Genomic DNA, 15,752 nt, shown 5'->3' with positions numbered 1-15,752 from the left:
TTAGTAGGAAATCTTAATGGATGTTCAACAAAAACTAGGTGTACGTAAAGCGTTTAAGTTGAGAGAGCATGAATCAAATGGTAATGCATTTGAAAACTTATTTTGCGACATAATGCGAGCATCAAACTCAGGCTTTAAAAAAGTTAAACCACAAAGGCAAATAGGCGATAGAAAAAACGATGGTTTTATCGATAAAGACGGTATTTATTATCAGGTTTATGCTCCTGAAACAGTCGCTGGCAATTTGTCATCGGCTATTAAAAAGTTAGAAGGTGACTTAACCGGGTTATTGTCTTATTGGCGTGATCAGCAAGGTTTTAATGTCGATAAATAAGAAGAGACACCCATAAATTGGATTTATTATAAACCATCAACTAGGCTTAAATTTTTGTGTAATTATTCATCAATAGGTTAAGCCATGACCCGAGCCCGTAAAGAACAAGTCTGTTTAGAAGCAACGCCTTACTATCACTGCATTTTTCGCTGTGTACGTCGGGCGTTTTTATGTGGTGACGATAAATTTTCAGGGCAAAACTTTGACCATAGAAAACAGTGGGTAGTTGATAAAATTACTGAGCTATCTTCTGTATTTGCCATTGAAGTTTGCGCTTATGCGGTTATGAGTAATCACTATCACCTTGTATTAAAAGTTAGTAAAGAAGAAGTCGAAATACTCAGTGACTATGATGTGGCATTACGCTGGAAACAGTTTTTTAATGGCCATACTATGGTTGATAGGTGGTTGACTGATAAAGTCACTAGCCAAGCTGAAAAAGATAAAGCGCTTGAAATGATTCAAGTATGGCGAGCACGGTTATACGATTTAGGTTGGTATATGCGCTGTTTGAATGAATCAATTGCCGTGCAAGCGAATAAAGAAGACAACTGCAAAGGGCGTTTTTGGGAAGGTCGCTTTAAGTCTCAGGCATTACTTGATGAAACCGCACTATTAGCCTGTATGGCCTATGTTGATTTAAACCCGATTCGTGCTGCAATTAGTGATGCACCCGAAAACTCTGATTTTACCAGCATTCAAGCGCGCTTGAACACCCTAGCCAAAGCAAAACACAATCAGAAAGCTCAGCCAAATAAGCTATTGCCATTTATGGGATACCAACCACATAGCAAAGTACAGAAAGGTTTGCCATTTAAGCTAATTGATTATTTTAAATTAGTTGAATGGACAGGGCGATGTATTCGAGAAGATAAACGAGGTGCTATTCCTGCTCATATAAAACCTTTATTTGAACGCTTTCATGTGAATGAGCAAGATTGGCTTGAAACAATAAAGCAGTTCAATCGGCATTTTATTGATGCGGCGGGTAGCCCAGAAAACATGACTAAATGGGCTGTTTGTACAAATCGTAAATGGTGTGCTACTCACCGAACGTTGAAGTTGTATAAAAATGCGGAATACTGCTAAGCAAACCCACCAAGGTTTATGTGTTCTAAATATGCTTTTACAGCGCTATATTTCCATTGTTTAAAGTTTTAGTGATACATGTTTTGGCCACCTAATTAGCGGATGTTATGATAGATTCATAGCCGAATTAGATGATAAAAATAGCAAAACGTTTCCATAAAAAATTTCTCCCCTGAGTTAAGGTAAGTCGGTGCTGTAGTTAATTTGTTTGCAGGGCAACCACAATTTCAATAAAAAAGGAGCTGATAATAGCTCCTTTTTTATCGTGAAACATTAGCTAAGTATTAGTTTGTTTTACCCCACATACGGCTTAATGTTTCATCTTTTAATACAAAGTGGTGGAATAACGAGGCGCCAACATGAGCTGCCAATAATAGGTAACATACCCATTGCAGCGCGCTGTGCAAATCTAATGCTAGTAGGTACATATCCATATGGCGCTCAGCAAAACCAGGGATGCTGAAAATACCAAATACAACGGTTTCTCTAGCGCGGGTTGCGTTAACAAGTAAGCCGCTTAATGGCATGAAAATTAAGATGCTGTACAAGGCAAAGTGTGCCATGTGCGCCGCAAATTTTTCCACTTGTGTGCCAAGTGCTTCTGGTTTACCAAACCACGACATTAATAATACGCGGCTAAAGTAAAGTACAAAAACAATTACGCCAAAAGATTGGTGTAAGTACATAGCATCTGACGAGCCAAATAGTTTGTCGTAGCCCATTAGTAATAATGCACCGATAAAAAATACCGCAGAAATATGGTGAACTAAGCGGTTTGCTTGACTGAATTCTTTAACAGGGATCCAAGTTTTCATTTTTAAACCTTTATATGCCGCGCGTTTACCGCGTGGGATAGTTGAATACGAGAGTAATGCTTGTTGCTAATGACGGTGACTATTGTTGACACATATCGTCAGCTTTACCGGTAATTGCTGGCGGCATAGAGCCAACAATGTCGTTTAGGTTAATCACAGGTGGTGGCACAGGGATCGGACCTTTGTCGGTTAGCTCAACAGTAATGCCGTATTTAGCCGCAGCGGTTTGCAGCTTTTCTTGGCCTTGTCGCGCCATTGCTTCGGCATCGTCAAGTACACGCCATGCTTCACGCGGGCTATGAATACCAGTTGAGTTTTCAGCACCAACAAAATCCCAGCGTAGACTTGCGCGACGGTGCATTTCTAGTGCAGGTGCAATGGCTGCTGATATTGCTTTTTCTTGTGCTTGACTATCGGTGATGTTTTTAAAGTCTTGATGCTTAGCAAGCTGTTCGCGCACCTCTTTAATGTCGTTAATCAATGCTAAAATTGCATATTCAGCTTGGTGCAATTCATTGGCGGTATGACGTTGAACATCTTGTGCCATTTTTTCCACTTGTTCGGTGGTTTGCTTGCTGTGAGCATGACAACTTTGACAAACGGTGACATCGTTTAATGGCGAGTCTAAGTTATGATCGGTCACTTCTTCACCATTACGTGTCGTAACTGGCATATGACAATCAACACATGAAATACCATCGCGAGTATGACGACCACTGGAGCTCATTTCCGCTTCAGGATGCTGCATTTTCAACATTGCTGCGCGCGTGGTTTTGTGGGTCCAGTCTTGGGTGAACGTACCTGCGTCGCGTGCTTTGTCGTAGTACTCTTCAATCATTTCTACTTTTAGTGGCTCATCTTTAGGCCATTCAGACCAAGGGAAGGTTAATACTTTATCTTTACCTTGAAAGTAGTATTCAACATGACATTGTTGACAAACATGCGTACGCATTTCTTCTTGGCTGGCTTTTAAACCAAGCTTTTCATCTTTCTCGTAACCGCGATCTACCATGGCATTAATATAAGCAGGGCGAGTTACGCGTAAGCTCATATCGTCAGCGGTATGACAGTCAGCACAGGTGCTGCCCATTTCTGCACCGTGAATACCACCGCCGTGTTCTTCTTTCAGTTTTTTCACTGTGTCCCAGTAAGGTGTTCGATTGAAATTCTCCCACCCCATCTCACGTACTAATTCAGGTACCCAACCACTGTGACAGTTCATGCATGCACCAGGTTGACCTTTGAATTTGGCAAAGCCATGACTATTTAAAAATTCTTTGTCATTGCGCTTAGTTTCGTATTGATCGATTTGAGTGTAGTAGTGACTGCGCTCTTCATTAAAATCAACGGCAAAGGCATAGCCAGCCCATAGTTCGGTCAATTGTGGAAATCGGATCAGCTTACTGTAGGGCGTATTACCACCGAACTCGGTTGGTTTGCTGGTGTTTTTCATTTCCATGTACATGCTTAAATGTTCAGGATATTCCTTACTCCACGCTTCAAGAGTGGGATTTGCGTCGCTACGTGGCGCTGCAACAGGCTGGTTTTCATTGTGTTGATGTGCATCACCATGTGCAAAAACACAGGCTGAAATCAGCAAGGTTGAGGTGAAAAGGACAAGTGTGGTTAGTTTCATGGACCAAGCTCCAGGTTACACTGGGTGTAAAAAGCGATGTAATCATTAGAAATTACAACAATTATTGTGAGGTGCGTATGATAAAAGAGCCCAGTCATCGGAGTTGTGACATAGTGCGCTTTTATTGTGTGATTGTGTTACCTGGTTGTGTTGGCGGGTAAATACAGCGGTGCTATTGCATAATTTAACAGCAATAGTTGTTGGTAATGTATACGTACATTAGTTTTAGTGCGAACGGTGTTGCTTGTCGTTAAATAGTCAATAAACCTAAACAATATTGAGTGGAATAACTAAGGTAAAGCGTGTCCATTCATCATGTTTGCTTTGGCAGGTGATTGAGCCATTGAGTTTTTGGGTGACTAGGTTATACACGATACTTAACCCAAGCCCGGTACCACCTTTACCACGCTGTGTAGTGTAAAATGGGTCAAATATTTGTTTGGTGGTTTCTTCGTCCATGCCTTGGCCATTGTCTTGGAACTTAAGTTCAAGCTGATCACCAATGACTTTAAAAGATATTTTTATCTCGCCATTATAAATATTGTCGAATGCGTGAATAAATGCGTTGTCGAGAAGGTTTGTCGCAAGTTGTGAAATAGCGCCCGGGTAAGTTTTAATTTGCAGATTTTCATCGCCATTAAGGAAAATACGAATATTTTTTTTACTGGCTTTAGGGCTAAGCGCGTGCACAACTTCGCCTAAATATTTATAGATAAATAAATCGCGAATTTCGTCATTACTTTGATCTACCGCGATCATTTTAAAACTGCGAACCAGTTCAGAAGCGCGTTCAAGGTTGCGAAGTATCAGGTCGCTACTGTCAATAATTTCATCACATTTTGTGATAAAATCGTTTTTACTGAGCGTGCCGCTGGCAACGGATGTGTTGAGAAATTTAGCAACATGTTCTAAATGACTAGCGCTAGTGACAGCAACACCTAATGGTGTATTAATTTCGTGGGCAATGCCTGCTACTAAACTACCAAGCGCAGCCATTTTTTCATTTTCAATGAGTTGGTTTTGTGTAGTTTTTAGCTCAACGATGGCTGACTCTAGTTTTTGATTAGATCGCGATAATTCTTTAGTCCGCTCGTTTACTCTATTTTCTAACGTGCTTTTTGCTTTTTGTAATTCGTGTTGAATGCCTTTTAATTGGGTAATGTCGTCGTAGGTGCCAACGACGCCAATAACATTATCTTGCTGATCGATAATTGGACGTTTTGAGGTGCGCAGCCAAATGGTTTCACCGTTCGCGTGTGTTTGCGGCTCTTCTGATGCAACTAAATGCTCTAGTGTTTCCATGGTATTAGCATCGTCTGAACGGTATAAATTAGCTTGTTCTGGGAAAAAGTCGTAATCAGTTAGGCCAATAATATTGTCAGGTCCGTCAACTGAGGCATCATCAGCAAAGGCTTTATTACACCCCAAATAAACAGACTGACGGTTTTTCCAAAATACACGTTGCGGCATTAAATCGAGTACCATTTGGTAGGTGGCACTTTCGATTTCCGATGATTTTTCCTTATTCGAATTTTCAAAAATGGCGTGAATGGTGCTAAAAACCGCAGGATACCTTGCTGTCACTTGAGTTGTCTGTTCACTTTTATAAGATAAAATACCGACCAGGTCGTCTTGATAAAAAAATGGAATAACCACTAATGCATACTCGTCTCCTAAATTGGATGTTGGCGCATTTTGAGGGTAAAAAAAACTGTGCATTAATTGACTTTTTTGCACAAGAATTTCGCTTTTTTGTTGATACAAGGTTTGAATAACTTCAGGTTTATTCGCTTGTTCGAAGCTTGCCAATGAATGTTTGCAAGGTTCACTTTTTTTGTCGGTGGAATAAAGGTGATTGGTTAGTTGGTACTCTAGGTTATTTTTATCTTTGTATATGCTGGTATGAATAAGTAATGAGCTATCGAGTAGTTGTGATAAACAGCTAAGCGCCTGTTCAAAGTAGGCAGACTGAGCATATGCTTGACGCGCATCCTCAAGTAAATAATGAATGGTTTTTAGTTGTAGGTTGTTTATATCACTATTCATTTGCCCACCGTGGTCGTAACGTTATTCCATAATAAAACAGTATAATAAAGAATTTTCATTGCGTTTGTTTTTCCCGCTTTTTTAAGCAATTTATTGTTATTGGGTTAATATTTCCAAGTAAAATGTCGCTAGCAATTACATATATGAATAACTAACTAAATGTTATCTATCGTTATCATCGCGCTATATTGATTGATTATTCGACTTATTCAGGCATACTGAGCGCCGTTTTTTTTCAATATAATTAAGTGAACATTTCCTTAATAAATCTTCTATTACCTTAGTGAATAATATGAACAAGTTAACATTAGCTGCAATTGTTTGTGCAGCATCTATGGGTGTAATAACCAATGCCCAAGCTGACGCTTTAGATTTAGCGCTTAGTGATAAAACAGCGCACATTAGCTATGAGAATATTAATGGGGCGACCAATAAAAGCATGATCAAAACGTCGTACTTTCATCGTGAAAATGGTGGCGATGCGTTTGATATGTCGTTGCTTGTTGGTGATGTCAGTGAAAAAAGTAAATTTTTGATCGGCGGTAAAATGTTTTACCTTAACCTTGATAATGACCAAGGTTCTGACGGTTATGGTTTAGCGCTAGGGGCAGAAGGTGAGTTTACCTTATCATCGCGTGTATACTTAAAGGGCCATATTTACTATTCTCCTGAAGTGACCACATTTAATGATATTGAAAACTATCGTGACTTTGAAGTACGCATCGGCTACGACGTTATTCCCGAAGCCAGTATTTCGTTAGGTTATCGTTATGCTAAAGCTAAATTAGAGTATGGTGGTAGTCAATACATGCAAGACAATCTATTTGTCGCTTTAACCATGCGATTTTAATCAGCAGGTTAGCCGGCGATTTTAGAAAAAAGAAAAGGAGCATTGTTGCTCCTTTTTTGTTATTTAACCTGAGTTCGGTTTAAGAGATGTTTAACCCGTTGAAATATAGAATTCTATTTTTCATGTTAACATCTAGCTTGTTAGTTTTGCTTAATTCAAGGCAAATTTACGCGTCAATAGCTGGTCACGGCTTTGGTTCGTACGTCGCTCTACCTTCCACTTCCATGTGGGCGTATTGCAAGTGGATTTAACGCGGAAGTAAGTAAAAGTAGCTGCTAGAGAAATATTTGTTAAACCGAACTCAGGTTATTTATTGATTGATATTTATTGGCGTGCTTCAACTTGGCTCGCGGTTTTTCTTAACGACCAAGCAACAAAAGTAAAGGCCGGAATATTCATCAATAATCCGTAAATTAGCGGCACAGTTGCCAGGTTGGCTTGCCCCATAATGCTTAAAGCGACCATCATCGCCGTTCCTGCATTTTGAACACCCACTTCGATGGCGATGGTTTTTTGTTCGGTAAAATTAAGTTTAACGTGTTTAGCGATTAAAAATGCAAGCATAAGACTAAAGCTTGATAAAGCGAGCACTGCAAGTGCTTGTATAGATAACATCGCAGACAGGATTTTTGGATTGTTGATAACAAGTGCAACGATAATGAATAACATTGCTAGCATGGATATTTTTTTCATATAAGGCAATATTGCTAAGGCAATCTTAGGCAAAAATGCACGAATAGACATGCCAATTATGGTCGGCACTATCGTCACCGCTGCAAGCTGTGCTATTGCGGGTAACAAAGGCAAGCTAAAATTTTCAACCGCTGAAAAATCACTAAACGTTAGGTAGAAGACAAAAATAATAGGTAACAGCACGGGCGAAAGCATGCTCACTATTGCGGTCATCGAAACACTTAAGGCAACGTTGCCTTTGGCAAGGTAAGAAAATAAATTAGAAGTAGCGCCGCCAGGGCAAAGTGATACCAGAAATAATCCAGCGGCAGCTACCGGTGGTAGCGAAAAAAGTGCAATAACAAGCAAAGCCATAAGCGGTAAAAAACATAATTGCAGTATAAGTCCTGTTATTGCCGCCTTTGGAGCTGAATAAATCTTTTTAAAATCATCAAGTTTTAACCCTAAGCCCATACCTAACATCACGAATGCTAATACTAGCGGTAAGGCGAGTTGTGAAATGATTGACTGCATAGTGACGCTTCTTTATTGAGTTACTTTGTTAATTATTGTGCTAAGTCTACCCATAAATGGGGATGATGGTTATGATATAATGCATTATTCAATATTACTTTGCTAGCTTACATGAGTCCTTGGGTTTACGCACTTCGTCCAAAAACGTTACCTGCTTCGGTTAGCCCTATTTTATTAGCAAGTGCCTTGGCTGTTAATCAACAACACTTCGATTTTTTGTTATTTATTGTTGTACTTAGCTGCGCTGTTTGCCTACAAATAGCGGTTAACTTAGCTAATGATTATTTTGATGCCAAGTCTGGCGTGGATACCGAAGAGCGCTTAGGACCAATAAGAGTCACACAAAGCCAATTAATTGCTTCGTCATCGGTATTTTACGCGACATGTTTTTTTAGCTTAGTTGCTATGTGCTTAGGGCTGTTTTTAGTGTGGCAAAGTGATTGGCGTTTACTGATTGCTGGCGCATTGTCGTTAATGGCGGTGTTTGCCTATAGCGGAGGACCTTGGCCACTTGCCTCGCACAGCTTAGGTGAAGTGACGGTATTTGTGTTTTTTGGCATGCTGGCGGTTGGCGGCAGTTATTATATTTTTGCCCAAGAGCTTTCCCTTACCGCACTACTGTTTGGCATGATTTGTGGCTGTTATAGCGCAGCGATTATGCTGGTGAATAATATTCGCGATCGGGTTACCGATGCTAAAGCGGGCAAAAAAACCTTGGCTGTTCGTTTAGGGGATAGCAAAGCACGCTTTCTATATATGCTTTTATTAACAAGCGCGATGGCATTACATGTTTATGCGATGCCTAGCCAAATCAACATTTGGTTGGCCTTGATGCCGGTGTTATTGTGCGCGCTCCCTTCACTGTGGTTGGCTAAGCAGGTGTTATCTCAGCCTGTGCAGCAGTTTAATGTGTTATTAGCGCGCAGTGCGCAGCTGCTATTAAGCTATTGTGTTGTTACCTCATTGGTATTGCTAAACGTAGAACAAATCTTATAAAGCGTATTCAGCTCACTGTGTTTGTCTTTCTGTTAAATCGCTATTATCTCGCCCCCTTGAATATTACCTTACTGTTTATTGTTGATTTTGAGGGGTAATTTATTTTTTTGTCTATAGTTTAGGTAACGCTTCATATAATTGAGCTTTACATTGGATACACTTATGGATAAAAAACATATCGTTGAATTTCAGTTTTTAGCGGAGCCTACCGATGTAAATTTTGGTGGCAAAGTGCATGGCGGCATGGTGATGAAATGGATAGATCAAGCCTCTTATGCTTGTGCCGCTCAGTGGAGTAAACGCTACTGCGTTACCGTTTCGGCCAATGGTATTCGCTTTATTCGCCCCATTTTGGTCGGTCAGATGATCTCGGTAACTGCGCGTATTGTTTATACGGGAAAAACCAGTATGCATATATACGTTGTGGTACGTGCTAGCCACTTAAAAGAAAGCAAAGCCGTGGTGACTAATCGCTGTTTTATTACCTTTATGGCACTTGATGAAACCGGCTTTCACGTAAAAGTGCCTGAATTTACGCCTGAAACAGATGAAGAGAAAAAACTCGCGGTAGTGGCAACTCATGCCAAAGATTTTGCCTTGAAGCTCGATACTGATTTTGCAGAAACCTTAGGCTGGAAATAATAATAGGAGCATACTTGCTCCTATTTTATAACGCTTGCACCAGTTTGTTAGTGCATAAATTATTCTGATGAATATGGTTGCTGGTAAATTAGCTTTGCTCGTGCAACCAGGCTGCATGGCGTGGCGCTTTTTTAGTTTCGGCCCATTCATCGACCATGTCTTGGGCAACTGAATGCAATTGTTGATACTGCTCGGTTGTACCAATATTGGCCGCTAATTCTAAGCGGTGGCCATTAGGATCAAAAAAGTAAATCGATTTAAAGACACCATGATGTGTTGGCCCAAGTACACTGACACCTTTTGCTTCTAATGACGCTTTGGCGGCAACTAACGCGTCAACATTTTCTACTTGCATCGCAAAATGTTGTACCCACTGAGGCGTATTTTGATCTCTGTCCATAGTTGGCGAATTTGGCAATTCAAAAAATGCTAGTACATTGCCCATACCCGCATCTAAAAATATATGCATGTAAGGATCGGGCGCTTTGGTTGACGGTACTTCGTCTTCTGCAATGGCTAAAACCAGCTTCATGTTTAACTTGTCTTGATACCACTGTGCGGTTTCTTTTGCGTCGTTGCAGCGATAAGCAACATGATGAATTTTTTCTATCTTGATCATAACTACCCACTTGTTTGAATAAGCTAGCCAATGTTAATTATAGTGTTTTATTGGTTGGCTATTATGATGATAGTTTTATCATAGCGATTACAGTGCGGCTAATTTCAAGCAAAGATAGTGTTACAGCGGGTGTCAGTATATTACTACAACTGTATATAAAAGATTACGACCAAGATTATTAAGTGTTCTTGGTCGTAGTGATTACTTACTTTTTTATTGCTGAGTTTTGAGGTTAAGCCAGTATTACGGTTTTATCGCCATTTAAACAAATGCGTTGTTCGGCATGCATTTGTACTGCATGGCTTAGCGCCGTAGCTTCAAGATCATGGCCTAAATGCACCATTTTTTTAATGGTAAAAGTATGGTTAATCGGTTTGACTTCTTGCATGATGATAGGGCCTTCATCAAGGTCAGCGGTAACATAGTGCGCAGTTGCACCAATCACTTTAACGCCACGTTTATGCGCTTGATGGTAAGGTTTTGCGCCTTTAAAGCTCGGCAAAAATGAATGATGAATATTGATCGCTTTACCGCGAAGTTTTTCACACATATCGTCAGACAAAATTTGCATATACCTTGCTAATACCAATAAGTCGCCGTCGTGCTGATTAAAAATATTCAGCATTTGTGCCTCTTGCTCGGACTTATTTTCTTTTGATACCGGCAAATGATAAAAAGGCACTTGATGCCACTGGCTTAATGCTTGGCAGTCGGTGTGATTAGAAATAACAGCAACGATATTGACCGGTAATACCCCAGCTTTTTGCTTAGTTAATAACGACACTAAGCAGTGATCGTCTTTTGACACGGCAATCACTACATTCGGGAAATCATTTTTTAGGTGTAGTCGGTATTCCATATTCAGTGTTTTTGATAACGCATCGAGTGCATGGGTAAATTCTTCAATGGTCGCGGTAAAATTACGATCATCAAAAGCAATACGTGAGAAAAACGTTTCTGTGTAAGGGTCTGAATATTGTGATGTTTCAGTGATAAAGGCGTGGTGCTCAAATAAGCTTTGAGTCACTTTTGCTAAGACACCTGAAGTATCAGGGCATTGCCAAGTTAAAATGTAATGGTTAGTTTCGCTCATAGTCTTCTGTGGTAATTGCAAGTGTGTAGTAAACTTACACAAATAATCACATACTTATTGCCCTAGAGCTAGCATTGCTTGGCGATTTTAGCGAAAAAAGTGGTTTTTATTTCAACAAATTGCTTTGTGACTATTCGCTTTTAAGCTGGCTTTTATTTTTTATATAAAATTGCTCAACCTTTTCACGCGCCCACGGAGTTTTTCGTAAAAACTTTAAGCTCGATTTTATGCTTGGATCATGAGTAAAACAGCGAATAGCAATTTCTTGCCCTAAAGCATCAAAACCAAAATGGTCAACTAATTCAGTAACGATAGCTTTTAAGGTGATGCCGTGTAGTGGGTTATAAGGTTGGTTGTCCATGAAAAATCTTCATTGCAAAGTTGATGACGAATAGGTGACTAATAAATGAATACGTAAATAAACGCACAATAACTGATAGTGTATCAGCTATTGTGCGCTTGAAGTGTAATATTACTTAACTGTGCTTAGTTTTACTTCACTATGCTTAATCTTGCTTTACTTGTATTACTACTCGGCAAAGTGCGCGGCTAAATCATCACTACCGCCAATTAAGCTACCATCAATGAATATTTGCGGCACGGTATCGGCGTTACTTACCGCACGTAAACCGGCAATACTAATGTCTTTGCCAACAGTAATTTCTTCAAATTGAAGGCCTTTCTCTGTTAATAGCGCTTTTGCTTTTTTACAGTAAGGACAATCTGGCTTAGAAAAAACGGTAATGTTTTTCTGCACGATTTCTGGGTTTAAATAGGCAAGCATAGTGTCAGCGTCTGATACTTCAAACGGGTCACCGGGTAAATCACGTTCGATGAACATTTTGTCGATTACACCGTTTTTAACTACCATGGCGTAGCGCCAGCTGCGCTTGCCAAATCCGATTTCACTTTTATCCACTAATAAGCCCATTGCTTCGGTGAAATCACCATTACCATCAGGAATAAAGCTAATGTTGTCGGCATGTTGATCTGCTGCCCAAGCATTCATAACAAAGGTATCGTTAACAGACACACACACTATTTCATCAACACCGTTAGCAAAAAATGTTGGCGCAAGCTCGTTATAACGAGGTAAATGCGACGATGAACATGTTGGGGTAAAAGCGCCTGGCAATGAAAATACCACCACGGTTTTATTTGAAAAAATTTCGTCACTAGAGCGCGATGTCCACTGATTGCCCTCGATTATTGGAAAAGTAACTGCGGGTACGTTTTGGCCTTCTTTGTTTGCAAACATAATTGCTCCTGATAAGTGATCTCTTATTGAATGTAGTCATTATTACCCAATTTAACCATCAAATAAATTCAATTAAATAGAAGAGTATGTTCAATTTATTAGAACTACACTTTCTGTTAGTTATCTGTTGGCGATTTACCTCACGACTTCTAGTTGGGTGTTTTGCGTAAGCGGTAAGCTCAATCGGCAGCGCTAACTGTCTTTGGTTAATTGACGATAAGCATTGTTGAGCTTGTTGGTAACTTCTTCTTGCGGACAAGGTTTCGCCATATAGTCGTCAAAGCCTGCTTGAAAGCATTTTTCTGCGGCGCCACTTAGTGCGTCAGCGGTCATTGCGATTAACCATAATGGTTGTGATTTTTCTTTTTGCAAAATAGTTGCGAGTTCAAAACCGTCGAGTATTGGCATATGGCAATCAGAAATAATAATGTCGTAGGGTTTTTCACGATACATAGTAAGTGCTTGTTCGCCGTTTTCTGCAACGTCTGGGTTGATATTTAATCGTTCAAGTTGTGCAGTAATCACTAGCAGATTAACACTATTGTCTTCAGCGATAAGAACCCGCAAACCTTTGAATCGACCATCGTCTGGCGCATTGGTAATACGGTCTTTTCGACGCCTATCTTCGATATTAATCACGGGCGTAGCTTGTTTTAACTGCAAATAAAAGTGGAATTCGCTACCTTGGTTTTGCGCAGACTCCAGTAAAATTTCACTGCCCATAGATTTTACTATTTCTTGGCAAATGCTTAAACCTAAGCCCGTGCCACCGTATTTTCGAGTAATGTGGCTATCTGCCTGTACAAAAGGACTAAATAAACGTTTTTGCTTTTCTTTAGCAATGCCAATGCCTGAGTCTTTCACTGAAAAATGCACGCTATCGATAATATCACTAAAATTTTGTCTTGAACTTTCAAGTGAAATACTAACGGTAATTGTGCCACGTTGGGTAAATTTAATGGCATTGGACAGCAGGTTATTCAGTACTTGGGTTAAGCGGGTTGGGTCGGTGTAGTATTGGTGGGTGATACGCTCATCAATAACAAATACGATATCAATATCACTTAACGATTTATCGGCAGTGTCGATATGTAAATGTTTAAAGCCGGCAATTATGTTTTCACTCAGTGAAATAATATTGACCGGTACCGACTCAAGAGTAAGTTTGCCTGCCTCCATTTTTGAAAAATCTAAAACGTCGTTTAACAACGCAAGTAAATTGCGGGCTGATATTTTAAGCGTATCTAATAATTCTTGTTGGTTTTGGCTAAGCTGGGTAAAAGCTAGTGATTCAGCCATACCTAAAACACCATTCATTGGCGTTCTAATTTCATGACTCATTCTCGCAAGAAAGGCAACCTTAGCTTGTGCTGAGCGTTCGGCCTCTAAGCGCGCTGCTTCAGCAATGGTTAGTGCTTGCTCAACTTTATGTTGTGCTGCTTTGCGTACTTGCAGTTGTCGGTAATAAATCCAAAAAATCACTAAACAGGTAATAATGGTTGCTGCTAATACATAGCTCATATTTCGATAGGCTATGGCAACTTCTTCTTTGTCGTAGCTTTGGTTGAAAGCGGTTTTACTCCATAGTGTATAAATTTCAGCTAATTGCTGATCGCTAATAGTGCTAAGCGAGCGATTAAGTAACGTCATTAATACGGTATTATCGTTTGAGGTAACAAAGCTAAGCGCTTCTTTTTCAGGGAAATTAGTGATCGGTTTGCTAGTAATATTTGGAAATTGTTGTTGCTTAATTATATAACCACTGTGCAGTGGTGAACCGATGAATACATCTGCTTGACCTTTGGCAACAGCAAGAATGGCGGCATTGGCATTGGCAAAGAAAATGTATTTCGCATTAGGTATGTGTTTTTGTAAAATTTGAGTGGTAGCTTTATCTTTCACTACTGCAATTATCTCGTTGTCTAGCTGTTTAAAATCGGTAGCAGGGTCTTGATCGACCCGATGAATGACATTGTATCTACTCGTTAAATAAGGCTGAGAATAACTTAGTTGGTGTTGAATGGTTTTAGGTAGTTTAGCAACAATAGCAAGGTCTACTCGATTTTGCTCTAACAAGGTAATGTTCTCAGCGTAATCTTCTACGTATTGAGGCTTAAAAAGAATACCTGTTTTTTGGGTGATTAAATTTGCAACATCAATACTTAAACCACGCTCGGTGACGTTGTTAAATTCTTGGCTAATTAATAATGGTGCATAGCCCATTTGATCTATCGGATAATACAGCGAGACATTATCGATAATATATTGTTTTTCTTGCTCTGATAAATTGGTCAGATAATTACCTAGTGTTAAATTTAACGTTGGCAGCTTGCTTAAATATTTTGTGCTCCAAAGTTTAGCCTGAAGTTGTGAAACACCGCGAAGGTCATCATTAATCGTCGCAAGCAGCTCTCTATCGCTCGCTCTAGTGGCAAAATGTAAATAAACCTCAGGCGATTCTTCACTGTTTAAATAGTAGTTTTTTAATATATCTTGCTCTGTTAACTTTTCGGTTAATCGCCATGGTGTGGTCGAAGTAATGGCATCAAAATCATCCAACCTTTCAAACATATTGTCTAGGGTATGAAAATAACTAGGTTCGACATTCTTGTTGACGAAAAAAGTTTCACGGTGGTTAGGGGCATGTAACGCAATTTTCAGCCCACCTTCTGTATCTGCTTGAAGTTTTCGATAAACTTTTTGTTGATATTTTGAAAAAGGAATACTGAGTAATATTTTTTCATTAGCATTGGCGAGCACTGAAATAGCAAGTACGTCCACTTTATTGTCATTTAATGCATCAATGGCTTGCGGATTATTCAAGTAACTAAAGGTTACTGCACGATTATTATCAATAGACCATATTTGCCAATACTCTTTTAAGAAGCCATTGAGCAATAAGAACTTATCATACGATGGCTGCTTAAAGTCGCTCACATCTGGTAAGGCGATACGAAGTGGTGTGTTATTGCTAGTTGATTCAGCCGCTTGGGTCGGTATTGCTATGCCAAAACTTAACGCGACTAATATAGCTAAATATGCATATTGTCGCACCTTAGCGTTAACTAAATGGTGTGCTTGCAGAAGTCGAGCTGAAAAATTGATTGAGCGTTTGAACATAAGAGTTTAGATGAAAAATATTGCTTACACTTACAGTATGCTATCGCA

At 39.7% G+C, this 15,752-nt stretch carries 14 protein-coding genes; 5 read left to right on the top strand and 9 right to left on the bottom strand.

All coding sequences use genetic code 11. The annotated features are described in order from the left end of the window. Positions 1-16 precede the first annotated feature (16 nt). Positions 17-334: a hypothetical protein gene (locus tag ACRRSQ_RS20075; protein WP_440877559.1), complete on the top strand. Its 318-nt coding sequence runs from the start codon at positions 17-19 to the stop codon at positions 332-334. A gap of 84 nt (positions 335-418) precedes the next feature. Continuing rightward, the gene (locus ACRRSQ_RS20070) at positions 419-1,423 is read left to right on the top strand and encodes a transposase (RefSeq protein ID WP_440877558.1); all 1,005 of its coding nucleotides are present in this window, start codon (positions 419-421) and stop codon (positions 1,421-1,423) included. A 284-nt stretch (positions 1,424-1,707) separates the two neighbouring features. Here the strand turns inward: ACRRSQ_RS20070 and ACRRSQ_RS20065 are convergent, their stop codons facing one another. The 3 genes from ACRRSQ_RS20065 to ACRRSQ_RS20055 all read right to left on the bottom strand — a co-directional run bounded on the left by ACRRSQ_RS20065 (position 1,708) and on the right by ACRRSQ_RS20055 (position 5,920). Next, positions 1,708-2,238: a cytochrome b gene (locus ACRRSQ_RS20065; protein WP_440877557.1), complete on the bottom strand. Its 531-nt coding sequence runs from the start codon at positions 2,236-2,238 to the stop codon at positions 1,708-1,710. A 79-nt stretch (positions 2,239-2,317) separates the two neighbouring features. Beyond that, positions 2,318-3,874, bottom strand: a complete 1,557-nt coding sequence (locus tag ACRRSQ_RS20060; RefSeq protein ID WP_440877556.1) for an ammonia-forming cytochrome c nitrite reductase subunit c552 — start codon at positions 3,872-3,874, stop codon at positions 2,318-2,320. Between the two features lie 267 nt (positions 3,875-4,141). Next, positions 4,142-5,920 (bottom strand): ATP-binding protein, encoded by a 1,779-nt coding sequence (locus tag ACRRSQ_RS20055; protein ID WP_440877555.1) that lies wholly within the window; start codon positions 5,918-5,920, stop codon positions 4,142-4,144. A 292-nt stretch (positions 5,921-6,212) separates the two neighbouring features. On the opposite strand from ACRRSQ_RS20055, the gene ACRRSQ_RS20050 reads away from it, so the two are divergent. Continuing rightward, on the top strand, positions 6,213-6,770 hold the full coding sequence (locus tag ACRRSQ_RS20050) for a YfaZ family outer membrane protein (protein ID WP_440877554.1): 558 nt from the start codon (positions 6,213-6,215) through the stop codon (positions 6,768-6,770). A 324-nt stretch (positions 6,771-7,094) separates the two neighbouring features. Here the strand turns inward: ACRRSQ_RS20050 and ACRRSQ_RS20045 are convergent, their stop codons facing one another. Beyond that, positions 7,095-7,976: a bile acid:sodium symporter family protein gene (locus tag ACRRSQ_RS20045; protein WP_440877553.1), complete on the bottom strand. Its 882-nt coding sequence runs from the start codon at positions 7,974-7,976 to the stop codon at positions 7,095-7,097. A 111-nt stretch (positions 7,977-8,087) separates the two neighbouring features. Between ACRRSQ_RS20045 and ACRRSQ_RS20040 the strand changes: the two genes are divergently transcribed. Both ACRRSQ_RS20040 and ACRRSQ_RS20035 read left to right on the top strand, forming a co-directional pair. Beyond that, on the top strand, positions 8,088-8,972 hold the full coding sequence (locus ACRRSQ_RS20040) for a 1,4-dihydroxy-2-naphthoate polyprenyltransferase (protein ID WP_440877552.1): 885 nt from the start codon (positions 8,088-8,090) through the stop codon (positions 8,970-8,972). Between the two features lie 162 nt (positions 8,973-9,134). Continuing rightward, the gene (locus tag ACRRSQ_RS20035) at positions 9,135-9,614 is read left to right on the top strand and encodes an acyl-CoA thioesterase (RefSeq protein WP_440877551.1); all 480 of its coding nucleotides are present in this window, start codon (positions 9,135-9,137) and stop codon (positions 9,612-9,614) included. 88 nt (positions 9,615-9,702) lie between these two features. Here ACRRSQ_RS20035 and ACRRSQ_RS20030 read toward each other — a convergent pair whose 3' ends face one another. The 5 genes from ACRRSQ_RS20030 to ACRRSQ_RS20010 all read right to left on the bottom strand — a co-directional run bounded on the left by ACRRSQ_RS20030 (position 9,703) and on the right by ACRRSQ_RS20010 (position 15,704). Continuing rightward, positions 9,703-10,233 carry a VOC family protein gene (locus ACRRSQ_RS20030; protein ID WP_440877550.1) on the bottom strand — a complete coding sequence of 177 codons (531 nt, stop codon included), beginning with the start codon at positions 10,231-10,233 and terminating at the stop codon, positions 9,703-9,705. Positions 10,234-10,465: 232 nt separating this feature from the next. Next, positions 10,466-11,326, bottom strand: a complete 861-nt coding sequence (purU, locus tag ACRRSQ_RS20025; RefSeq protein ID WP_440877549.1) for a formyltetrahydrofolate deformylase — start codon at positions 11,324-11,326, stop codon at positions 10,466-10,468. Positions 11,327-11,456: 130 nt separating this feature from the next. Beyond that, positions 11,457-11,687, bottom strand: a complete 231-nt coding sequence (locus tag ACRRSQ_RS20020; RefSeq protein ID WP_440877548.1) for a VF530 family DNA-binding protein — start codon at positions 11,685-11,687, stop codon at positions 11,457-11,459. 168 nt (positions 11,688-11,855) lie between these two features. Continuing rightward, entirely contained in the window at positions 11,856-12,584 is a 729-nt protein-coding gene (locus ACRRSQ_RS20015) for a glutathione peroxidase (RefSeq protein ID WP_440877547.1), read from the bottom strand. Positions 12,585-12,776: 192 nt separating this feature from the next. Then, the gene (locus tag ACRRSQ_RS20010) at positions 12,777-15,704 is read right to left on the bottom strand and encodes an ATP-binding protein (protein WP_440877546.1); all 2,928 of its coding nucleotides are present in this window, start codon (positions 15,702-15,704) and stop codon (positions 12,777-12,779) included. Positions 15,705-15,752: the final 48 nt, after the last annotated feature.

This window comes from Thalassotalea sp. PLHSN55, from assembly GCF_052030545.1.
Lineage (GTDB): Bacteria > Pseudomonadota > Gammaproteobacteria > Enterobacterales > Alteromonadaceae > CANMXU01.
This window is presented reverse-complemented; position numbering and strand designations above follow the sequence as displayed.